Annotated in this window: 8 protein-coding genes; 3 read left to right on the top strand and 5 right to left on the bottom strand. The window is 49.1% G+C overall.

Annotated elements, in window-relative coordinates; all coding sequences use genetic code 11:
* Window positions 1-59: 59 nt before the first annotated feature.
* From pfaD to AC2204_RS00535, 4 genes are read right to left on the bottom strand one after another with little or no spacing between them, the layout of a single operon-like run.
* On the bottom strand, window positions 60-1,697 hold the full coding sequence (gene pfaD / locus AC2204_RS00550; RefSeq protein WP_318923342.1) for an eicosapentaenoate synthase subunit PfaD: 1,638 nt from the start codon (window positions 1,695-1,697) through the stop codon (window positions 60-62).
* A 16-nt stretch (window positions 1,698-1,713) separates the two neighbouring features.
* Window positions 1,714-7,473, bottom strand: a complete 5,760-nt coding sequence (locus tag AC2204_RS00545; protein WP_318923341.1) for a hotdog fold thioesterase — start codon at window positions 7,471-7,473, stop codon at window positions 1,714-1,716.
* Window positions 7,470-9,512, bottom strand: coding sequence for a PfaB family protein (locus tag AC2204_RS00540; protein ID WP_318923339.1), 2,043 nt, complete (start codon window positions 9,510-9,512; stop codon window positions 7,470-7,472). Before AC2204_RS00540 ends, AC2204_RS00545 begins: the two co-directional genes overlap by 4 nt.
* The gene (locus tag AC2204_RS00535) at window positions 9,512-17,197 is read right to left on the bottom strand and encodes a phosphopantetheine-binding protein (RefSeq protein ID WP_318923338.1); all 7,686 of its coding nucleotides are present in this window, start codon (window positions 17,195-17,197) and stop codon (window positions 9,512-9,514) included. The genes AC2204_RS00540 and AC2204_RS00535 overlap by 1 nt, the downstream gene beginning before the upstream one ends.
* A 755-nt stretch (window positions 17,198-17,952) precedes the next feature.
* On the opposite strand from AC2204_RS00535, the gene AC2204_RS00530 reads away from it, so the two are divergent.
* Entirely contained in the window at window positions 17,953-18,807 is an 855-nt protein-coding gene (locus tag AC2204_RS00530) for a 4'-phosphopantetheinyl transferase family protein (protein WP_318923337.1), read from the top strand.
* A 73-nt stretch (window positions 18,808-18,880) separates the two neighbouring features.
* On the opposite strand, the gene AC2204_RS00525 is transcribed toward AC2204_RS00530, so the two are convergent.
* Entirely contained in the window at window positions 18,881-19,282 is a 402-nt protein-coding gene (locus AC2204_RS00525; protein WP_318923336.1) for a thioesterase family protein, read from the bottom strand.
* 429 nt (window positions 19,283-19,711) lie between these two features.
* Between AC2204_RS00525 and AC2204_RS00520 the strand changes: the two genes are divergently transcribed.
* Together AC2204_RS00520 and AC2204_RS00515 are read left to right on the top strand one after the other, a co-directional pair.
* Window positions 19,712-20,761, top strand: a complete 1,050-nt coding sequence (locus tag AC2204_RS00520) for a 3-oxoacyl-ACP synthase III (RefSeq protein ID WP_318923335.1) — start codon at window positions 19,712-19,714, stop codon at window positions 20,759-20,761.
* A gap of 185 nt (window positions 20,762-20,946) precedes the next feature.
* Window positions 20,947-21,849 carry an alpha/beta fold hydrolase gene (locus AC2204_RS00515; RefSeq protein ID WP_318923333.1) on the top strand — a complete coding sequence of 301 codons (903 nt, stop codon included), beginning with the start codon at window positions 20,947-20,949 and terminating at the stop codon, window positions 21,847-21,849.
* Window positions 21,850-21,872: the final 23 nt, after the last annotated feature.

The raw sequence follows: 21,872 nt of genomic DNA, 5'->3' as shown, positions 1-21,872 counted from the left end.
CATTTGAAGGCCGCTTTTTTTATACTCGCATCCAGAAACTCGCTTCTGGAATCTTACTCTTAAGCCATTTTCTCTGTCGGCTTCCAGCGTGCAAGTTCGGCCGGCAGTCTGATGCCTTGTGAAGCCAGCAGGTTGATCCGTGCAAGATAGGCGGCACCGTGCATCAGGTGCTTGGCGAGATCGACGGCACGACGATCCTGATAGTTATCAAGGTAACTGCCTTTTGCCCAGGCGTTGAATGCGCCCAGTGCAGGGCCGGCCCAGATTTGATAATCCATCTCGCGGCCTGCTTCACCGGTGTTTGACCAGCGGCTTGAAAGGCCAAGATACCAGCGGAAGATCAATGCCATCTTACGTTTTGGATTGCCTTCGGCACGAGCGATTTGCTTTGGATCGCGCTCGTTAAAGTGAGCCACCGTACCGGCCCAGATCTCATCAAGGGTCGAGCGGAAAACCTGAGTTTCCAGCTTATGGCGCTCATCGGCAGGGATCGCTTCGATAGAATCGTAACGGGTGTAGATGTCATACAGCTTGTTGGCACGCATCGGGAATAAGGTGCCGCGTTTAACCACCTGCAGCTTCACGCCCATTTCGAACATATCGGCAGCCGGTGCCATGGCGACATCGGCCATTTCTGTTGTCGCAAGCAGTTTACGCGTGTGCTCACTCGCGCCCGCTTCGATACAAGCCTGGTTGATAGAGCCTGTGACGATATAAGCAGCCCCCATGTTAAACGCTGCCAGTGCCGCATCAGGGGTACCGATACCGCCACCCGAACCCACGCGTAGCGGAGTTTTAAACTGGTATTGAGCCTGGATTTCTTCTTTCAGAGCCAGGATCGTCGGCAGAAGCGTTACCAGCGGGCGGTTATCGGTATGACCGCCTGAATCGGCTTCAGCGGTTATATCGTCAGCCATTGGTACGAGCTGAGCCAGTTCCATTTGTTCAGCAGTAATACGGCCTTCATTGACCAGAGCCTGAAGGAGCTTCGCCGGAGCCGGTTCCATAAATTTACGGGCAACTTCGGTACGGCTGACTTTCGCAATCACCTTGTTGGCAATTTGGATTTCACCTTTTGCATCACGGCTCAGACCTGCGGCACGGTATTGCACGATTTGCGGGGTAAGACCTAAGAAGGCAGATGCTTCAACAGTACGTACTTTATGTTTCAGGAACAGCTCAACACTGCCACGCTCCAGTGCGGGCTCGCTCGGGCTGTGGATCAGGTTAAAGGCATAAGGGCCGTTCGGCAGTGCAGCCTGAATACGGTTAATTGCTTGTTCCACCCGTGACGGGATCAGGCCTGCAGCACCAAATGAACAGAGGATCCCCGCCTGGCCCAGCGCAATAACCAGTTCTTCTGAAGATATCCCATTGGCCATCGCACCGGCATAGTAAGCGTATTTCACGCCATGAACACGGCGGAAGTCACTGTCACCTAAGCTTTGGGTGCCAAGGGCCGGCGCAAAAGCGCTGACCGGATGGGTGTTAGCAGCACTGGCGCTTTCGCCAGAAACCAGTTCGGCCTGCTGACTGATCCCCAGACCTTGTTCCGGGTGATTAACCAGATAGCAGCCCCGGCTAAGATCTTTCAATATCTTCGCGATTGAGCCTGTGTCGAAGTGAATAGCATTTTCTCCAACCTGCCACGGCCACGGTGATAGCTTTTCGTTATTTATGGTTGTTTGCATTGTCATATTGTTTATTCCTAACTCAAGCTTCTTCAATACAGATAGCGATGTCTTTCACTTCGTAAATACGCAGGCCGTCTTTACTTAGGTTGGCGTCACCAATGATGATCTTCTTACCGTCTTCATCTTTAATCGCGGTGATATGGACATCCAGTGACATTTGCTTGTTAAGCGGGTTGATCTGACCGCGATATTTCCATTTCACTTCTGACTGGATCTGGCCAAATTTCGGTGAACGGAATCCGGCACCCAAATCTTTGTTCAGGGCGTAGGTTTGCATCAGCTCGATAATCGCTTCAACACCTAATGATCCCGGCATAACCGGATCTTGATGGAAGTGGAACTGGAAGAACCAGTCACTCGGGTCGATAGTACGCTCGGCATACAAGTAACCTAAGCTAGCTTTACCGCCATCGCTGGTGATATCCACTTTGTCGATGAAGTTCAGGCGACCGCCGGCTAGCTGGTAGTGTGGTTGTACTTCGCCAGCAGCTGAAAGCGGCGCGTTGAAGTAACGGCTTTCTTTATCCAGCAGGTTGATGCTCACATCTGGCGTACGGTTGTTTTCGATGTGCCATGGTTGCGTCACTTTACCGTTATCCAGCCCCAGTTGATCTTTCAGTGCTGCGCCTTTGAAGTAACCAAATACCGCTTTACCTTCATAGAAAGGTATACCGTCAGTACTTAGCTCAAAGCTGAAGCTTTGCACGATGTTGGTACCCATCATGACCGTTGAAAGCAGGCGAGAGTCGTTAACGATAGTTTTGCCGCGTAAGTCGACATTGCGCAGCATTTTGCCGCTGCCATCCAGGTTACGGAAAAACAGCTCTTGTCCCGGGAAGCCCAAGGTCGTGCCCATGTAGCCAGAAATGAAGCCGTTTGGCTGCAGTGAGATCTCCATTAATACCGAGTAAGGCATCAGTGCCTGATGGCTGTTTTCGTCAAAGTACCAGGCATTTTCAGGGACTTCGTATTCAGCAATACATGACGATGGTGTTTTGAAATCACCACGGGTACCGTTCACTTCAATGACACGGGTAGTCAGCTGCAGATCACCACACGGGGTACGTGGCGGGATCATGCCGCGATAGATTGAGAAGTCAGGGCCGAAACATTTTTCGATGTCACCGGTTGCAAACTCAAACATGTGGTACGGCGTGAACGGTACCGTGTCTGGCGTGCGGTTCGGGTAATCAGGTGTCATTGGTGCTTCAACGTGCTGAAGCGGAATAACACCTTTGTTCGGTGCTGTGTTCAAATCTGCAATTTGTGCCATCAGCGGCGCATTGGCAGAAGCTTGTTGCTGAACGGCTGGCTTTTGACGAATTTCTTGAGTAACAGCGTCTTGAACAACTGCTGTTTGAACAGGCGCAAAAGTCGTTTGCTGTACATCAGCCTCGGTGGCTTCAATGTAGCGGGTACATTCTGTTTCTTCTTTGATCATTACACCCAGGTTCTGGAAATCAACCACGACTTTGCCATTAAGCAAGATATCGATATTTGCTTTCGCGTAAGGACGCGGGCTCAGACCAATTTCAGTTACTTCCATACGGTAGATCAGTACAGCAGATTGTGGCAGAACCTGACCGCGGCAACGTACTTGCTGTGGTGCATTTTCAAGCGGCTGGAAACGGCCATTCTGTACTTGTGTATGCATACCCAGGTACATCATGTAGAACTGAAGCAACTGGCCACAGCCTTCCGCCATCAATGAGCCAGCCATTACTGAGTCATCTTTGAAGTGGCAAGGGAAGTACCAGTGATCCGCTTCTAGTTGCTTGTGACCTTCAATCAGACCAAGCCCCCATGTACCACCTTGCGGATCTACATGACTGACTTGCTCGATCATCATGAATTTTTCTGAGCTGAAACACAGTGAAGGCTGTGCACGATCTGAAACATGACTGTCACCGAAGCAACCCGCAATATTGGCGCTAAGCAGATTATGCAGTGTCTGGTAATCGAACTGGGTCTTCTGGCAGTGCAGAAGGGGGTTAAAGCGCTGCTTAACCGCCAGGTTTCTGGCTTTAATTTCGTCTTCGGTGCGGATGACACCTTTACCGTCGGCAAGCTCTTCGTCAGTAAAGAAGCCAGCACAACCGTTGTCCATTTTCAGGATCATCTTATCGCCGACGAAGCATTCGTAAGAGAAGAAGAACAGTAAGGTATCGCCGTTGCGGGCAAAGTTGTTGATCGAAATATCGTAGCGCAATGTATCGCCACCACGAGGCAGGTCGCCCAGGAAGGTGAGGGTACAATCAAGCAGACGGTAAACACGCTCGCCTTTGTTTTCAAAGTCGATACCCAGATAGCTGATCAGCATCAGGTCGCACTGGCCTGATTCTACAGCAACGGCCCACGGGATCTGACCGTCTACCAGGTACGGTGCATCGACAGGAATATCGTATTCTGTGGTCATGGTACTTGGTTTGTACTCAAGCATGGTGGCATCAAGCTTGGTGACGCGCGATACCAGCAAGTAGTCTGTGGTTGGCAGCCTTACACGACGAGAGTAGTTATCGATAATCGCGTAATCCGGACCAAACACATTGGCGATATCGCCTTCAGCGTATTCCACTAGGTCGTCGTAATCCCAGATACAAGGCTTACGTACAGGTTTAGCGATCGGCGTTGCCATTACATTCTGTGATGGTGTCGCGACTGCTGGCTGGTGATGAATGACCTGACCGGTTGCCGCGCCCATTTGCGCGGTGACTTCGTTAAGCTGCGCCTTTAGCAGGGCATCAGCCATCTTCAGCCCTTGCTCTCGGTTTTGCAGAAAGGCTTGATGTACCTGTTGTGCCAGCAGCTGATTTTCAGCAAATGAAGGGCTCTGGAATGAAGTTAAATCATGCTGGTTTTTAGCGGATAGGACCTTTGTCATATTGCGTTGAATACCTGTAATCGGCGTCTGGTCTGATGTTGCCAGAATCGGGGATACTGATGGAGTTGCAGCGGCTTGCGCGATTGTTTTAGCCTGTGTCTGTACACGCGGCTTCGCGTTAGCGACTTTCTGCTGGATCTGCTGAAGTTCAGGCAGATCCGTTGCCACGATATGTTGATAGATATCACGGCCACCGAGGGTAACTTGCTTGATCAGCTGACGCTTTGAATCTGCCGGCAGTTCACTCTCAAGACGTACTTGAAGCGACGATCTCTCTGTGGCGGACTGCGTTAGCAACAGTTGTGAACACTGATTTTCACTGACGTTGGCGACAATGGCGGCTTTGCTATCAAAGTCAGATGCTGTCTGATTAAGGCTTAACAAGCCATGAAGCATGCTCGCCATACCTGATGCGGCATAACAGTGTCCTAAACGTTGATTCGCCTGAGTTTGCGAAGCACGAGCCAGCGGGAACTGCACAGTGTCTGTGCTTTCTGGTGCCTGGTTTAGCTCCAATAAACTAACGTTATTGGCAGCAATACCAGTCTGCGACAGTAAGCGATCAGTGACTAAACGACTTTTACTGGTTGCACTAAAGCCTAGTGCACTGATTTCGCCATAGCTTGCACTATTGCTTGTGTTTTGGCTCCGCTGCGTTTCTTTGTCGACCAGAACAATGGCACCGGCACCTTCACCCACGTTCCAGCCACTATCTTGCGAGTTAGCAGCAACGGGTGTGATGCTGTTTTTCAGAATAACCTGTTCAGCACTGCCGCTCAGATCGACGGCGGCAATAACCACCGCATCCAGTGATTCCTGCGCCATCATATTCTGTGCGACATCGATACAACGTGCGACCGATTGTTCAGCGGCAGAAATCGTAAAGGCCGGACCGTTGAAGTCCCACAGCGAGGCAATGCGAGATGCCATGATATTACCGATGAAGCTGGTGTACTGGTTCAGCTTGGCAGCATCAAGCACACTGTCCATTGCAATGGCTTCAAGTGCCTGGTATTCGCTATCACTCAACGCTACACCCATGTTGCTCAGACTGTCGGCAAGTTGGGTATGTAAGTTAACGCGGCCACGGAACTGGTGCATTTCAAGCTCGGTTTCCATTGCAACCAGAACGGCAACTTTCTGCCCTACTTCAAGCTTGGCATCCCGGATCGCTTCATCTGCGACTTTCATCAGTAAAAGCTGCTGAGAAATCAGGCGGTCATCTTCATTCGGCGGTACTTTAAAGCGTAAGAAATCCAGCTCGAACTGATCAATGTACGCACCGTGCGGCACGGTATGTAAGCCAAATTGGCTCAGTAGTTCCGGGTGTTGATCTAAGCCCTTCCAGCGTTTCTTCGGCAGTGCAACGAAAGCATCAGCCCCGGTTTCAATCGCATGATTAAGCGCATTGATGGTTTTTAACGAACCAAAGTGGGACGCTAAACCGGTGATTTTCAGATGAGGCGGTGATGCCGGTTCGCCAGAGGCTTGAGCGACTGGTTTTGCGGGCGAATCTTTCCATGCTTCTAACAACAGGTGAGCGTTACAGCCTCCGAAACCAAATACCGACACACCAGCGCGTCGCTCAGGGTTACCTGCTTTATCCGGCCATGGCTGAACCTGGGTTGGCAACGTGTGCGAACCGAACAAGCCGTCAGGTGAAGAGAGCGGGGTTGAGAGGTTGATACTCGGTGGCAGTACACCTTCTTTCATTGCGAAGATCATCTTCATGATCCCCGGCATGCCTGCCGCCGTCAGCAGGTGACCTAAGTTGGATTTTGCCGAACCAATTAATGGTGCTTGTGTGCCGTTCAGCTTGCCAGTAAAAAAGCGCTCCATCGACGTCATTTCGACTTTGTCACCCAGCGGCGTACCTGTCGCGTGACATTCAATGACTTCGATACTTTCTGGTGACAGGTCGGTAGCTTCATAAGCCCGTTCGAAAGCTTGTACCTGTCCCTTGCTGTTCGGGCTTAGGACAAACTGACCTCGGCCATCATTCGATAAACCAATGCCACTGACAACCGCATAGATATGGTCGCCATCGCGCTCTGCATCTTCAAGGCGTTTTAGCACTAACACCCCAGCGCCTTCGCCGGCAAACAGACCTTTACTGTTGGTATCGAATGGCACCGATACACCGTGATCCGGGTAGGCGTGGAAGATTGAAAAACCCATATTGATGAAGAAAGGGTCGGCACCCGAAACAGCGCCAGCCAGCATCATATCGGCTTTGCCTGTGCTCAGATAATCACAAGCTAATTTCAGGGAATAGACCGAGCTGGCACATGCAGCATCAAGGCTTAACTGCGCGCTACCAAGGCCCAGAGCATCGGCAACCAGCTTAGAAGCATTATGCGCCGCCGCACCATTGGCCGGGTTCAGGCTTACCGCGTGATCGTTCGATGGGCTTAATGAAAAGTGGTTATTCGCCAGTTTCGTTTGTAGTGCCTTCTCTACCGCCGAGTGGTAAAGCGGCAGGAACAGATCATTAGAACGCGTTGTCGGGAACGAAAGGGCACCCATGATCACGCCGGTACGCTCAAGTACTGCAGCATCTAACGGGATACCCGCATCGGCTAATGCTTTGCGGCTGGTGTCTAGCGCCCAAAGAAAACTTTCATCTAAGCCGACAAATTTTTCAGCAGGTAAACGGTAACCGCTGGCATCAAACGTGAAGTTCTGGATGTAGCCGCCTTTATCACAGTAAAAGCGGTCTGATTCGCCTTGCTGGCCCTGGTAGGCGTCAGGATTGGCGCCTAATTTTTCAGGGCTTAACACGCTGCGGGAATCTTTTTTGTCCAGCAGGTTTTGCCAGAAAGCCTTCGGCGTATCCGCATCAGGATACTGGTTGGCTAAACCAACAATGGCGATTTTTGTTTGCGTACGAGAACTCATACTGGCTCTCCTTTTAAAGTTATCTCTGGTGTCGACGCCTTCACTTGATGTTGTTCCAGCCCCTTCAGAAGGGGATCAAGTGACAGAGGAACCTGGTGGCTGATTAACTGACCGATACATTTGAGCAAGGTGAGAATATCGTCGCCGCCCTTGGCGTTGGCCGCGACAGTACAGCTTTCGGTCGTCACATGATCGGCGCGATTAATTTTATCGATCAAGGTGCAGGTTTGTCTGTCTGCACCAATCTCAACAAACAGACGGGCACCTTGTTCACGCGCACTACGGATCAACGCGGTAAAGTCAAGCGTCGAGCAGAACGTATCGGCAATCGAATCGGCAATACTCTGGCTATCAATATTAACAAGAGTATTATGACCAGCGGCGGCACTGATAAAGCGAATATGCTCAGGTAGCGCTTCACACAAAGGCTGGTTATAAAACTCAGTCACTTGCCGGTGTTGGCTTAATGCCGGCGTGGTGTGCATGGCAGTTACCCGGTTGGCTGCAATACCGCGTTTACCGAGTTTCTTGAGCAGGGCCCGGCAGTCATTTTCACAACCGGCCAGTACGCAAGTATCACCTTGAATAATCGCAAGATAAGCGTGCGGGAACTCAGGAAGCAGTGCTTCAATGGCTGCTGGTTCACTGCGAACCACAAAGCTGTTCCAGGTGATTTCGTCACCGTCGCTTAACTGCCAGGCTTCACGTACTGCTGTTAATTCACCTGAGATAGCGGTGGTAAATATCGGGCTGGTTTGAGTCATTTCAATTAATGCGTGAGGATTTTTCCAGACGCCTAAACTTGCCCACATCGATGCTTCGCCTTTGGAGTAACCCAATGCGAAATCCGGTTTAACCGCGAATTCTTCGCACAATAGCTGGGTTAACAGGTAACTGCTGCCCACACCGGCAATGGCGAGTTCGCTCAAACTCATCTCGGCAGCAATGTCGCCGTATGTCTTCTCGGCTTGCAGCATCTCTTTGAGATTGCCTTCTCGTTCAAGGCGAGCGAAAAGCTCGGGGAAATACTGATGAAATTGGCGGAACATACCAGGGTAAACGGTACCAACACCCGGATACACAAAAGCTACGCCGCCTTTGCTGTTGGGTGCCGGTGAAAAACTGCTACCTGCGGGTGTTTTATAATGACTTTTCTCAGCCATTATTTTTGGCAGAGCATGACTAATCGCGGTAATTTCCTGCTCAATAGCGGCGACGGAAGCACCTTGCAATACGATGGCAGGCAGCGACGGAGACGTTGAAGCATCAGCCTGAAACTGTCTCAGATTTGCAGCCATCAACTCAATCAGTGAATACGAATCATCTGAGAGTTTATTCAAGCGTGTTGTTAACTGTGCCAGCTGAGTTGATAACACTGCTTCATTATGACCGGTTATGACAAAGAAAAGTCGAGACGCTGAGAGCAGTGATTGAGCTGTTTGTAGCCCAGTTGCTTGCGTTAATACCAAGCTGCTTGTGCATACATCTGCATTGAACGTTAAACTCGTTACACGAGCTTGGTGCGGCTCAGTAAACCAGTAATGGCTGATGTTATCTTTATCAGAGCGAGTGTTAAGCGTGCGACTGGCAAGAGCTTCAACCATTTGGTACAACGCAGAAAATTTTTGCTCTGCAGTGAGTGCATCAAAAGTCTGTTGGTTGCTTAAACTGGCTTCCTGGCGACGTGATTGAGCCAGCGCTTCTTCTATGCAGTCAACAGTTCTATGTGCTGAACTGGCACTAAAACCAGACAAGTAGGCATGAGGATGAATTTTGTTTTGTGCTGCCGTTAAACCCGCAAGCATCAATAACTTTGATTGTGCTTCACCGTGTTCGCCATTTACGCAAAATTGAACGACATTGCCTTGGCTGATTACTTGAATAGCGGTTTGAAGGGCTGTTTCAAAATTATCACCGACTGAGATGATTTCAACGGGTGGTAATGTAGAAAAGCAATCGGCAGAAAGCCCAGCAGCATGCGCTGGCTGGGCTAAAAGAGCGATGCGCAACGGCATCGCTTTATTAGAAGAGTCGGCCACTATGACAGAAGCTCCTTTTCTGGCTCAGACTTCACCAAAAATGCCTCGTTTAGGCCTTTGCTGATCGTTACTTTTGCGCCATTCATTACGGCACTTAAACGACCATCTTGATGGTAAAGCGAGATGTTAGCTTGTAGTGAACGCGAAGTATGTTTAATCACTTCTAGTTCTAACCAACCCTTGTCACCCGCTTGCATGGGTTCATAAGAAACAAATTCACCAATCGCAGAAGGCAGGCTGGCTGCGCCGTACTTCAATCTTGCCCAAACCAGCATGGCCTGTAGCAAGTAGTCTTCAGCAAAAGGCTGGCAACCGCCCGTATGCTGAGTCGGTACAAAAGCACCACAGTCGGCATCAGTAATGGTTGGCAGCTGGCACTGTGCCAGTAAACCTGCGTCATCAAAACGTTCAACCGTCTGGATACCTTGCAGCCTTGGACCATGGAACAGGGTGCCATTACTGTACAACGCATCAGCCGTTGTGACGGGGTTGTTTGAACCCGCCGCAAAGGTTTTAGCCGGTGCAGGTTCAACCGAACCAGCGGTGTGTTCTAAGACCAACATTGCTTGATACTGTGGTCGACCCTGGCAGCTGATCAATGCGTTGATTTGATCGTCAGCTTTAGTTTCAGGTGTCAGTGTCAACGTCAGTATTTGCACCTCATCGGTATCAAAAATTACGCCTTTAAGCAGTTTGTAGTTGCGAACGCTGACGTTCGCCCCTACCAGTTGTTCTGCTGTTTCACGCATCCATTGGATGGCACACACTGTCGGTAACACGGGGTTACCGGCAATGCAGTGGTCCTTGAGGAAAGGCATCGCCTTTGGGTCAAGGTCTCGTGTCACAGTGATGCTTTTATTCAGCGGACTCTTTGCTACCAGCACAGACTCCGCATCAGGCTTTTTTACAGCGTTTTCCTTGTTCTCTGAACCTTGCATGCTCGTACCTACAAGCAGTTGAATACCTGTTTCACTCAGAATCTGCGAGCTGAAAAGCTCAGCGCCAGCTTGTAGAGGGATCACGTACACACCACGGTCGGTGAACATTTTCTTAAGCGCCGGATTAACCATGCCGCCATCCCACGGTCCCCAGTTGAAGCTCATTACTTTCGCTTCAGGGTAACGAGCCGAGAACTGAAGTGCTGCTTTGTTCAGGATGTCATTAGACATCGCGTAATCGCTCTGGCCTTTGTTGCCGTAGAATCCTGCCGCAGAAGAGAACATCGCTAACAGTTTCAGCTTGCTGCTATCTAATGCATTGAGTACCGCTTCAAGACCGCCAACTTTGGTTCCGTAAACGAGGTTCAGCTCATCCAGTGTTTTGTCTTGAATATGTCGGTCAGCCAGTACGCCAGCGCCGTGGATCAGGCCGGTGATATCACTGAACTGAGACAATGTTTTAGTCACAGATCCACTGTCTGATACATCAAGGCTCAGGTACTCAGCGCTTGCGCCAACATTGGTAAAGGCTTGTAGGGCACTGTTGATTTCAAAGCTGCTTAAAACAGGCTTAAGCAATGCATCCACTTTCTTCGGTGTTGGTTTATCACCCGAGGCCTGAAGGTTAGCAATAGCAGCCACTTTCAGTTCGCTCTCCTGCTTGCCTTGTGCCCATTTCGGCAGTTCGCTCGCCGTGATGTGCTTACTACGACCTGCAAGGATGAAGTGTGACCGGCACTTTTTAGCCAGTGTCAGTGCACATTCAAACGTGACGCCTTTTGCGCCGCCCGTTACCAGAACCTTATCGGATGTGGTGAGCTTTGCCGCAACATTTTTCGTCTGAGCTGTACCTGCTTCTGTAGCAATTAGCGTTGAACGTCCAGATTCGCCCTTTTGGGGTTCACAAAGCCCGATCTCAACCGTGTGAGTATTGATATCAAATAGCTCAGCAGTGACGGCTTCTGCCAGATGGCGAGCATCAAGAGCAGGTGCAACATCCAAAGCACGACAGAACACGTTCGACCATTCGTGACTTAACGTTTTAGTCAAACCGGACAGTGCCGCCTGGTTTAGTTCAGCATTAACTAGCTGCTCGGTATCAAGGTAGCCAAAGCCACCATCAATACGGCTGACAGTGAAGAAGCTACGACGGCTTGATGCTGATGCCGTGTTTAACTGATCGTGAAGCAATTTAGCGAACAAGAACGCAATTGAAATGCTTGATTTCGCATCGGCATTCAATGCAATGTCTGCATTGTCAGATTGCATGTCAGTTGCAAGAGGTTGCAGGTGAATGAACCCGCCAATCGCTTTGTGCGCGCTTTCAATCTCAGCAATAACAGCTTTCACGCCAGTTTCATCAACACTTGCTAGCGGGTAGCTGGTGATTTCGCTGTTCAGTGGTGAAGCGGCAGATAGAGGACTACGTACAACGGCGACTTGAAGGCCGTGAGCACTTAGTTTTTCTGCCAGAACGCCGGCATTATGACCATCATCGGTGATCACGATACATGCGTCTTTGGAAAAACAGTCAGCTAATTTATCTACCGCTGGTAACTTTTTTAGCGCCACCTCGCTGTGAGGAGGAAGTTCTACCGTTGCAGTTTCGACCACGTTTTCAGGAGCAGCTTCAACGACTGGAGCCGCTGTTGCAGATGACGTGCCTGCTAGTTTGCTTTGCATGTAAGTAACGATTTCGCCCAGTGTACGACACTCAGCCAAATCTTCAGGATTCAGTTCAGGTAAGCCAGGTAGCTGGTCTTGAACGGTACCCAGAATTTCAACCCGCTTGATAGAATCGATACCTAAGTCCGCTTCCATATCCATGGCAAGATCGAGCATTTCAGCCGGGTAGCCGGTTTTGTCTGCAACGACATCTAACATGGTGCTTTGCACGTGTGCAGCATCGAGGCCACTTGCCGCAGGTGCTGGTGTGGTTTCAACCGCAATGACCGGTGCTGCAGGCAGCTTGCTGTTCATGTAGTCAACGATTTCACTCAGTGTACGACACTCAGCCAAATCTTCAGGATTCAGTTCAGGTAAACCTGGCAGCTGATCTTGAACCGTGCCGAGAATTTCAACCCGCTTGATGGAATCGATACCTAAGTCCGCTTCCATATCCATGGCAAGATCAAGCATTTCAGCCGGGTAGCCGGTTTTGTCAGCAACAACGTCAAGCATAGTGCGTTGAACTTGTGCAGCGTCCAGACCGCTTGATGCAGGAGACGATACCGCCGCCGAAGCTGCAGATACTGTTGCTGCAGGCAACTTGCTGTTCATGTAATCAACGATTTCGCCGAGTGTACGACACTCAGCCAAATCTTCAGGATTCAGTTCAGGTAAACCTGGCAGCTGATCTTGAACCGTGCCGAGAATTTCAACCCGCTTGATGGAATCGATACCTAAGTCCGCTTCCATATCCATCGCCAAATCAAGCATTTCTGTCGGGTAGCCGGTTTTGTCTGCAACCACTTCCAACATGGTGTTCTGAACTTGCACAGCGTCTAAGCCGCTTGTTGCTGCTGGTACCGCTGCGGCAACTGGAGCAACGACAGATACTGTCACTGCAGGCAGTTTGCTGTTCATATAGCTGACGATTTCGCCCAGTGTACGACACTCAGCCAGATCTTCAGGATTCAGTTCAGGCAGAGTAGGGAGCTGGTCTTGAACCGTACCCAGGATCTCAACGCGCTTAATGGAATCGATGCCTAAATCGGCTTCCATATCCATTTCCAGATCCAGCATTTCTGTTGGGTAGCCCGTCTTGTCCGCAACAACGTCAAGCATGGTGCTTTGAACTTGAGCCGCATCTAAACCGTTAGAGCTTGCTGCTGGTGTGATAACTGGGGCAGCTTCAGCAACAACAGGCGCAGGTTGAGCACCTAGCTTGCTGTTCATGTAAGTGACGATTTCGCCAAGCGTACGGCATTCGGCTAAATCTTCAGGGCTGAGTTCTGGCAGGTTAGGCATTTGATCCTGAACCGTCCCTAGAATTTCAACGCGCTTGATGGAATCGATACCTAAATCGGCTTCCATGTCCATTTCCAGATCCAGCATTTCGGTAGGGTAGCCCGTTTTCTCAGCAACCACTTCCAGCATCACTTTTTCAGCATCGGCTGTTTGTACCGGAGGAGCTGGTGCAACAGTTGGAGCCGGAGCTTGTACCGGAGCAACTGCCTTCACTGGTGCAACAGCAGGCGCTGCTTGTTGAACCGGTGCCGTAGCAACAGTCTGCATTGCTACGGCTTGAACTGGTGCTACTGGTTGAGCCGTCACTGTTGGTGCAATCGTTGATTGCGGAGCTGATGTTGTCAGTGTGGAGATAACCGCCTGTGACGTCAGCATACCCAACGCAGAGTTGTTGCTGTTCGCTTGAAGCTCAAGGTAATGTGCGTGAGCTTTCAGGGTCTCAGCCTGATGCTGGTGGAACATTTCCATTGAACGTTGCAGGCTATCTGGAATAGCGATACCAGACGCAGCCATTTTGGCTTGTTCTGTCATTAACGTAGTGAAAGTGTCGCCGTATTGCTGCGGGATCGCGAGGAACTGCTGATGAAGCTCTGCCGCTTGTTGTTGAGCAGCAAAAAATGCATGCAGTGACGCATCACCGACAGGAAGTTGTGCTGTTGTTGCCTGTGCAGTTGTAACGGCTTGACGAGGCTCTTGAGCGACAGCTTGAGTAACAACTTGTGTTGCTTCTGGAGCAGTAGCTTGCGCGCTAGCAGCTACAGGCACTTCGCGGATTTCGGTTTTAATCACTTCTTTTTCCACAATCTTCTCAACGACTTTTTCAACGATTTCAGTTTGCTTGCTGACGGTGCCCGTTTCTAATGACTTAGCCATTTTTGCTCGGGTCGAAGCACTGATGTAGTTCGTTGCATTCAGTTTGATATTCATTGGTGATGCAGCAGCAGGCTGGGCGATATCGGCCTGATACGGGTCGATATTGCCTAGCGAGATCCCCGCAACGGCCAGCTGTACCGATGCCAGACGCAGTTGCTGATCACTGTCGCCTTTAGGGTTCGGGTTGATACTGATCGTACAAAGCTCATCGGCTTTATCAGTTAGCGTTTTTTCAACCAGTTTCTGCAGAATATTCTTAGGTCCGAATTCTACAAAGACACGTGCGCCGGCGTCGTACATTGCTTCAAGCTGAGTGCTGAAACGTACTGACTGTAGCATGTGCTGTTTAAACGCTTTCTTAATGACTTTGCCGTCATTCTTATAAAGCTCGCCTGTTGCGTTTGAATAAAGTGGCAACGCAGGTTTGCTGAATGTCGACTTATCAATGGCGGCAGCGAATGGTTTCTGCGCGTGGGCAACCAATGGTGTGTGGAAGGCACCAGATACCGGCAGTGGAATGGCTTTGAAGCCTTGTTCGCCTAATGCTTTAGCTGCAAGCTGTGCCTTTTCAGTCGGGCCTGCAATAACCAGCTGAGTCGGTGCGTTATAGTTGGCGATGCTTACGCCATCAAATTCGCTGATACACGTTTCAACCGCTGCTAGTTTATCTGCATCAAGAATAACGGCGTACATAGTACCGCTATCGCCTTCTGCTGGCGTTGCTGCCATGGCGTTGCCACGAGCAAAAGCAAGCTGGTAGTAATCATCTTGAGAGATAACACCAGAAGCACATAGGGCACTTAGCTCACCAAAGCTGTGGCCCGCAACCATGTCTGCTTTAAAACCAGCCTGAGTCATTAGCTCATACTGGCCCATAGAAACCACGCCAATAGCGCTTTGTGCATTCGCAGTATTGGTTAATGTCGCTTCTTGAGCTGCAGTGTCTTGCTGAGTAAACGCAGGAATTGGGAAAAGCACCTGTGATAGCGGCGTCTTGTTGTTTTCACCAAATACCTTATCGGCATTTGCTAGCTGCTGGCGCATTTCTGGATAATGACAAGCCAGTTCACGACCCATATTAAGGTACTGTGACCCCTGGCCTGCAAACAGTGCAGCAACTTTGGCAGAACCGTTTTCAACCACAAGGCCAGATTCACGGTAGCTTGTACCGCTTGGTAGCTGCCAATGTGCTTTAGTCTGACTTTCAAGTGTCGAGATGGCCTGAGCCAGCTGAGCCTGAAGCTCTTCATTAGTTTTAACCACTAAGCCTAAACGTGCATGAGATGCTTCAATGCTGCGTAAGCCATACGCGTCAGCAAGCGCCGCTAAATCCGTTTTCTGGCCAGAGATGTTGGCTGATGTTTCTTTCAGGCTTGCGATCAGTGCACCGCGAGAAGCGGCGCTGAACAGCAGTGTTTGTGGCACCTGGCGCTGACGGTACTTGTCACCACGGGCATGTTCTGGTGTGTATTCTTCCATCACAACGTGGAAGTTTGTGCCACCAAAACCGAACGAACTGATCCCCGCGCGACGAGGAGTACCATCAACACGCTGCATCCACGGACGAGTCTGGGTGTTGAGGTAGAAAGGAGAGTCCTCAATATTCAGTTTAGGGTTCGGGCTAGTGACGTTGATTGTTGCAGGCAATACTTTGTGGTGCAGGGCAAGCGCTGCTTTGATTAAGCCTGCTGTACCTGCGGTAGATTTGGTGTGACCAATCTGAGATTTTACCGAACCTAATGCGATGTGCTGTTTGGTGTCATTGCCATCGCTAAATACAGAGTTCAGGCCATTAAATTCAGCAACATCACCTGCTGCCGTACCTGTACCATGCGCTTCTAGCAGGCCAAGCGTATGCGGGGCAAAACCGGCATCATCATACGCACGTTTGAGCGCTTTTGCCTGACCTTCAGGGCGTGGCGCATAGATACTCTTGAACTTACCGTCTGAAGAAGCACCTACGCCTTTGATCACAGAGTAGATACGGTCGCCATCACGCTCTGCGTCTTCAAGACGTTTTAGGGCAACCATACCGATACCTTCACCAATCATCATGCCTTTAGAATCAATGTCGAATGGCTGGATAGTTTCATTGGTGGTGAAAGCCGGGGTTTTTGAGAAGCTCATGTACATGGTTGGTGAGTTATCGGTACACACACCACCGGTGATCATCATTTCGCTGCGGCCTTCGACCAACTCGCTCAGGGCCATCCGCAGCGCCGCAAGAGAGCCCGCACAAGCGGCATCAACGACACAGTTCATGCCACCTAAGTCGAAACGGTTTGCGATACGGCCAGCGATAACATTACCAAGAGAACCCGGGAAAGAGTTTTCTTCCCAGTGAATGTATTGATCCTGGAACTTCTTGATCAGCATTTCGCTGTCTTCGTCGTTAATGCCGCTGCTTTTGAATACTTTCTTTAGAACAGGGTATTGAAGACGCGCATTCAGGCTCTGGCTGATCTTCTGACCACCGCCTACACCTAATGTAATACCGATTTTGTCTCGGTCGTAGCCTTCAGGAAGCTTGGCATCAGCCAGTACTTCTTTGGCAACAATCAGAGAAAGCAGTTGTGACGTATCCGTTAACTCAAGAATGTTTGGCGGAAGACCGAACTCCATCGGGTTGAAGTCGACTTCTGGCATAAAGCCACCGCGCTTACAGTAAGATTTGTCCGGCGTGCTCTTATTTGCATCATAGTAATCTTCAGGACGCCAGTGGGTATTAGGGACGTCGGTTATTGCGTCAATTTTCTCACTGATCAGATCCCAAAATTTATTCAGGTAACGGGAGTTGGCAAAGATACTTGCCATGCCGACGATGGCGACAGGCATATCTTTAAGGCGTTTATTGAGTCGCTTATCTTCTTGCGACTCGGGTGTTGATTTTGGGGTTTGGCTCATAATGAGTCTCCACTGGACATCCGTGGGTCGGGTGTCATATTTTCGGGCTGGGCTTTAATACGAACTGAGCGGTAAGTTGAGGTAGCTCCGGAAAAGCACGGCCAAAAGGTGAGCTTGCTGCGGGTAAGCAACAATCGTGAGTATAATGCTCGCGAGAACAGTGCTCGTGAGTAAAGTTGTCGTAAGTGCTGCGACTCGTGCGGAATTACACCAGTCATGCGGTAGTAGCGCTTTCAACCGTAAAGGTAGTGTTCATTACAATCCTGCTGAAATTTCTGCTTCGATTATCAAAGAAGGAAATACCTATCATTTGCAATGAAAACCAGCTAAATCTGTTAATGGTTGAGCAGAGTACCTGAGGTCGCATTTTGATACAATCGGCTGATACTGAGGTTGTACCTCTTCCGACCAGTTAAAAATGTTAAATTTCGATTTTTTGTAATAAGTTGATAATTAAGTTATTGATTATATTTTAATTATTATCCATTTTTAGTGTAAATACTCAAGTTTCAGTGAAAATGTGATGCACGCCTCAATTAAGTGAATAAGTATGATGTAATGCTTGTTGCCTGCGGCTCTGTGCGAGTGGAGAAAGAAAAATCGGCTAGAAACAAAAGTCGTAAATTAAGCCTTTTGTACCCCTGCTTGTTGTTGAAAGCTGCGCATGCTTTAGTACATAGGACCGGCTTAGCGCTGTTGTTTCAAAAGCAAAACAGTCACAATAGAACCCACTATAACCTCGCAGGATTCTCTCTTTGTCATCTTTTCCTCTTGTTCAACTCTGGTTTTGTCCACTTACTCAGCTTGATGATGCCGGTCCTTATATTGACAGCCTGCGACGTTGGCTAACAGAAGACGAGCTGACGAAGGTGGATCGCTACCGGCTGCAAGATGCGAGGACTCGGGCGCTCTATGTCCGCGGTGTTCTGCGGGCGGTATTGTCACGCTATGCGGCACTTTCACCGGATGAATGGCGATTTGAATATGGAGAGAAAGGGAAACCAAGGTTGTGTGCAGAGCTGCGGGATCAAACCGGGCTGGAATTTAATCTGAGCCACAGCGGAGGCTATCTGTTATTGGGAGTAATAAGAGCGGGAAGTGAAAATGTAGAATTGGGGGTGGATATAGAGCATGCCAGAACGAGTACTGATATTTACCCGATCCTCAGTCACTACTTTTCGCCTCAGGAGGTTACGGCGTTATTACATCTTCCGGAAAATCGACAAAGGCCGCGCTTTTTTGACCTATGGGCATTGAAAGAATCGTATATTAAGGCGACGGGGCTGGGGCTTGCGACATCGTTAAAATCTTTTGGTTTTGACCTTTCTGCAGCAAGCAAAGAGACTTTGCCAATACAGTCTGCTGCAGGGCCTGACTCTCCCTTTTATTCAGAACCTGTTGTCAGTCAGCTTGAACTGTATCGAGGGATTGGATTGAACTTTGCTGATAATGGCTCTGACCACAGTTCCGCCAAAAAAGTCGAACCGGACCCGTGGCAATCCTGCCTCGGTCGTCTGAATGAAGAGTATCGTTTTGCCGTGACGCTGGGTGGCAGTGCCAAGGCAATGGCATTAGAAGCAAGGTTAATCAGCCCAAAGGATCTGCTCTAAACGATGGCGGGGATGACAGTTGTTAGGCCATTCCCGCAAAAGGGGGACATCTTGTTGTGTGAAATGGGGGCCGCTAATCCGCCATCATCGATGCCAAAATCTCTTCTGGAACAGGCTGCAACCGTTTCTCTTTATCGAGACAGACCATTTCAATATCACCGATAACCGCAGGTCTGCTTGCACCCGGACGCCAGACTTCTTGTCGCCACAGGGTCTTATATTTACCGTCTAACTGGTAAGAAGTTCTAATATCACAGATTTCGGCAAACTCGACACCGTCCTGAAACGTCATATTGGCTTTATACACCGCAAAACCTAACCCTTGCTCATTCCAAAGTCTGGCTAGCTTGTCGCTATCAATCACATGCTCACGTGCGCGTTCGAAATACTTAAGAAAATTAGGGTGATATACCACACCTGAATGGTCGGTATCTTCATAATAGATTTGCACGGGGTGATGATATATCTTGCTCATTATGGGTTATATCTCTCAATCTAATCAGGCTGGGATGCCAAGACTTATCTTGCTAATGTTAAATCAACAAGCAATAAGACGTGCACTTTACCTTACGCCTGTCATGAACTTAATATTTTTTATACTGGTCATATGAGACTATACCAAATACATCAATGATCAGATCAATTCAGCGAGAGTTAACCTACTTTTAGGCAAGGCAATAAATTGCCAATATAGTGGCTCTAAACTGATATTTATCAATGTAGTATAAAAACATTTTAAACGCGCCCAGTGGTGTTCTGAATAGTTAGATAATTCATGGAATTGATATTACACCCTGTAATATGACATTTTTATTGAATCATCTCCTTTTTCTTGCTCAAATGGCGCACTAATGACGAAGATCGGTACTGATTTTGCCGAGATAGTGAGTAGTTATATAGTTGAATGAAATATTCCCGCGTTTTTATCAATAGTCTGGCTTACGAGCTAGCACCACAAGTGGTATTGAGCTCTGAGTTAGAATCCCGTTTAGCTCCCTTATATCAGAAATTTCGTATTCCTATGGGGCAGCTTGCCGCACTGACCGGTATAGAAGAGCGCCGCTGGTGGCCCAAAGGACATAAATTGTCGGATGGTGCTCTGGCCGCAGCCCGCAAAGCCATTGATGAAACAGGTATTCAGGTTGGCGATCTTGGGGCTGTTGTCTACACCGGGGTATGTCGCGATCAACATGAACCCGCAACAGCGTGCCGCATCGCGGCTGAACTGGGTGTCCTGAACGACACCGCTATTTATGACATCAGCAATGCTTGTCTTGGGGTACTGTCTGGGATTTTAGATATAGCAAACCGTATTGAACTGGGTCAAATCAAAGCAGGCCTGGTGGTTTCTTGTGAATCCGCCCGCCATATCGTTGATATCACGATTGATCATATGCTGGCTGAGCCAACTATGCAGAATTTTGCCCAATCTTTAGCCACCTTGACCGGAGGCTCTGGGGCGGTTGCAGTTCTACTGACGGACGGTAGCCTGCCTCTGCACAATACCCGTCAGCATCAATTGCTAGGTGCCAGCCATTTATCTGCACCTGAACATCACCAGCTTTGCCAATGGGGCCTGCAAGAAGTCGGACCTCAGCTATTTCGTGAATTTATGCGTACTGACGGTGTTACCTTGCTCAAAGAAGGCGTGAAGCTGGCACGTGACACATGGGATCATTTTCTCGATCAGCGCGGCTGGGTAGTCGAGCAGGTTGATAAAGTGATCTGTCACCAAGTTGGCGCATCAAACCGCAAACAGGTGCTGAATGCGCTGAACATTCCTGTCGGGAAAGAATTTCCGACCTATAAGCTGATGGGCAATATGGGCACGGTTTCTTTACCTGTTACTGCTGCGATGGCACACGATCATGGTTTCTTGAAATCAGGCGATAACGTGAGCTTCTTAGGTATAGGCAGTGGGCTTAACTGTATGATGTTAGGTCTCAAGTGGTAACAATTAATCTCTTAGCTATTTTGTTCAATATCGGCATCGAAAGTGCTCATTTGTACTTACAAACTGCGCGCTTTCTCTTTGCTCTTAAACAAAATAGCGTTGAGCTGAATCGTTACCTGTTACGCTGAAATAGTTACAAAACACAGGATGGTTCATTTCCATGCTGAGGATAGTTAGGATTAGTCATGTTAGACACGTTATTTCCCTTTAAGCGCAATTTTCTCAGCAGAAATGGCCATAAGCTGCATTATGTGAATGAAGGGCAGGGCGAGCCGGTTGTTATGGTTCACGGTAACCCGAGCTGGTCATTCTATTACCGTAATCTGGTCACTGAATTAAGTCAGAACCACCAATGTATCGTGCCTGATCATATTGGCTGTGGTTTATCTGATAAGCCAGACGATGCTGGCTATGACTACACGTTAAAAAACCGCATTGATGACTTAGAAGCATTACTTGAGCATTTAGAAGTGCGTGAAAACATAACCCTGGTTGTTCATGACTGGGGCGGTATGATTGGTATGGGGTATGCAGCGCGTTATCCTGATCGGATTAAACGTCTGGTGATCCTGAATACAGGCGCTTTTCATCTTCCAGAATCAAAGCCATTTCCATGGCCTTTGTGGATCTGCCGCAATACACTGTTGGGTACATGTTTAGTGCGTGGCTTTAACGCTTTCTCATCTATTGCCTCTTATGTGGGTGTTAAGCGCAAACCGATGAGTCCGGAAGTTCGTCAGGCTTATGTGTCGCCATTTAACTCTTGGACGAACCGTATTTCAACATTACGTTTTGTGCAGGATATCCCGTTAAGAAAAGGCGATAGAAACTATGAGTTAGTCTCTGAGATCGCAGCAAGTTTACCGAAGTTCTCCCAAGTACCGACTCTGATTTGCTTTGGCTTAAAAGATTTTGTGTTTGATAAGCATTTCTTAGCGGTTTGGCGTAAAAAAATGCCACACGCAACAGTCCACGAATTTGCAGACTGTGGCCACTATATTTTGGAAGATGCGAGCGAAGAGGTTGTACCGCTAATTGCAGAATTTATGAAAACTCCAGACGCTATGTCGAGTGAGTTACATTCTTGAAGGTTAGAGGGCATGAAATTGGT

The organism is Photobacterium sp. (assembly GCF_057456235.1).
Note: the sequence above shows the minus strand (reverse complement) of the source record. Positions and strands in the feature narration are given on the sequence as shown.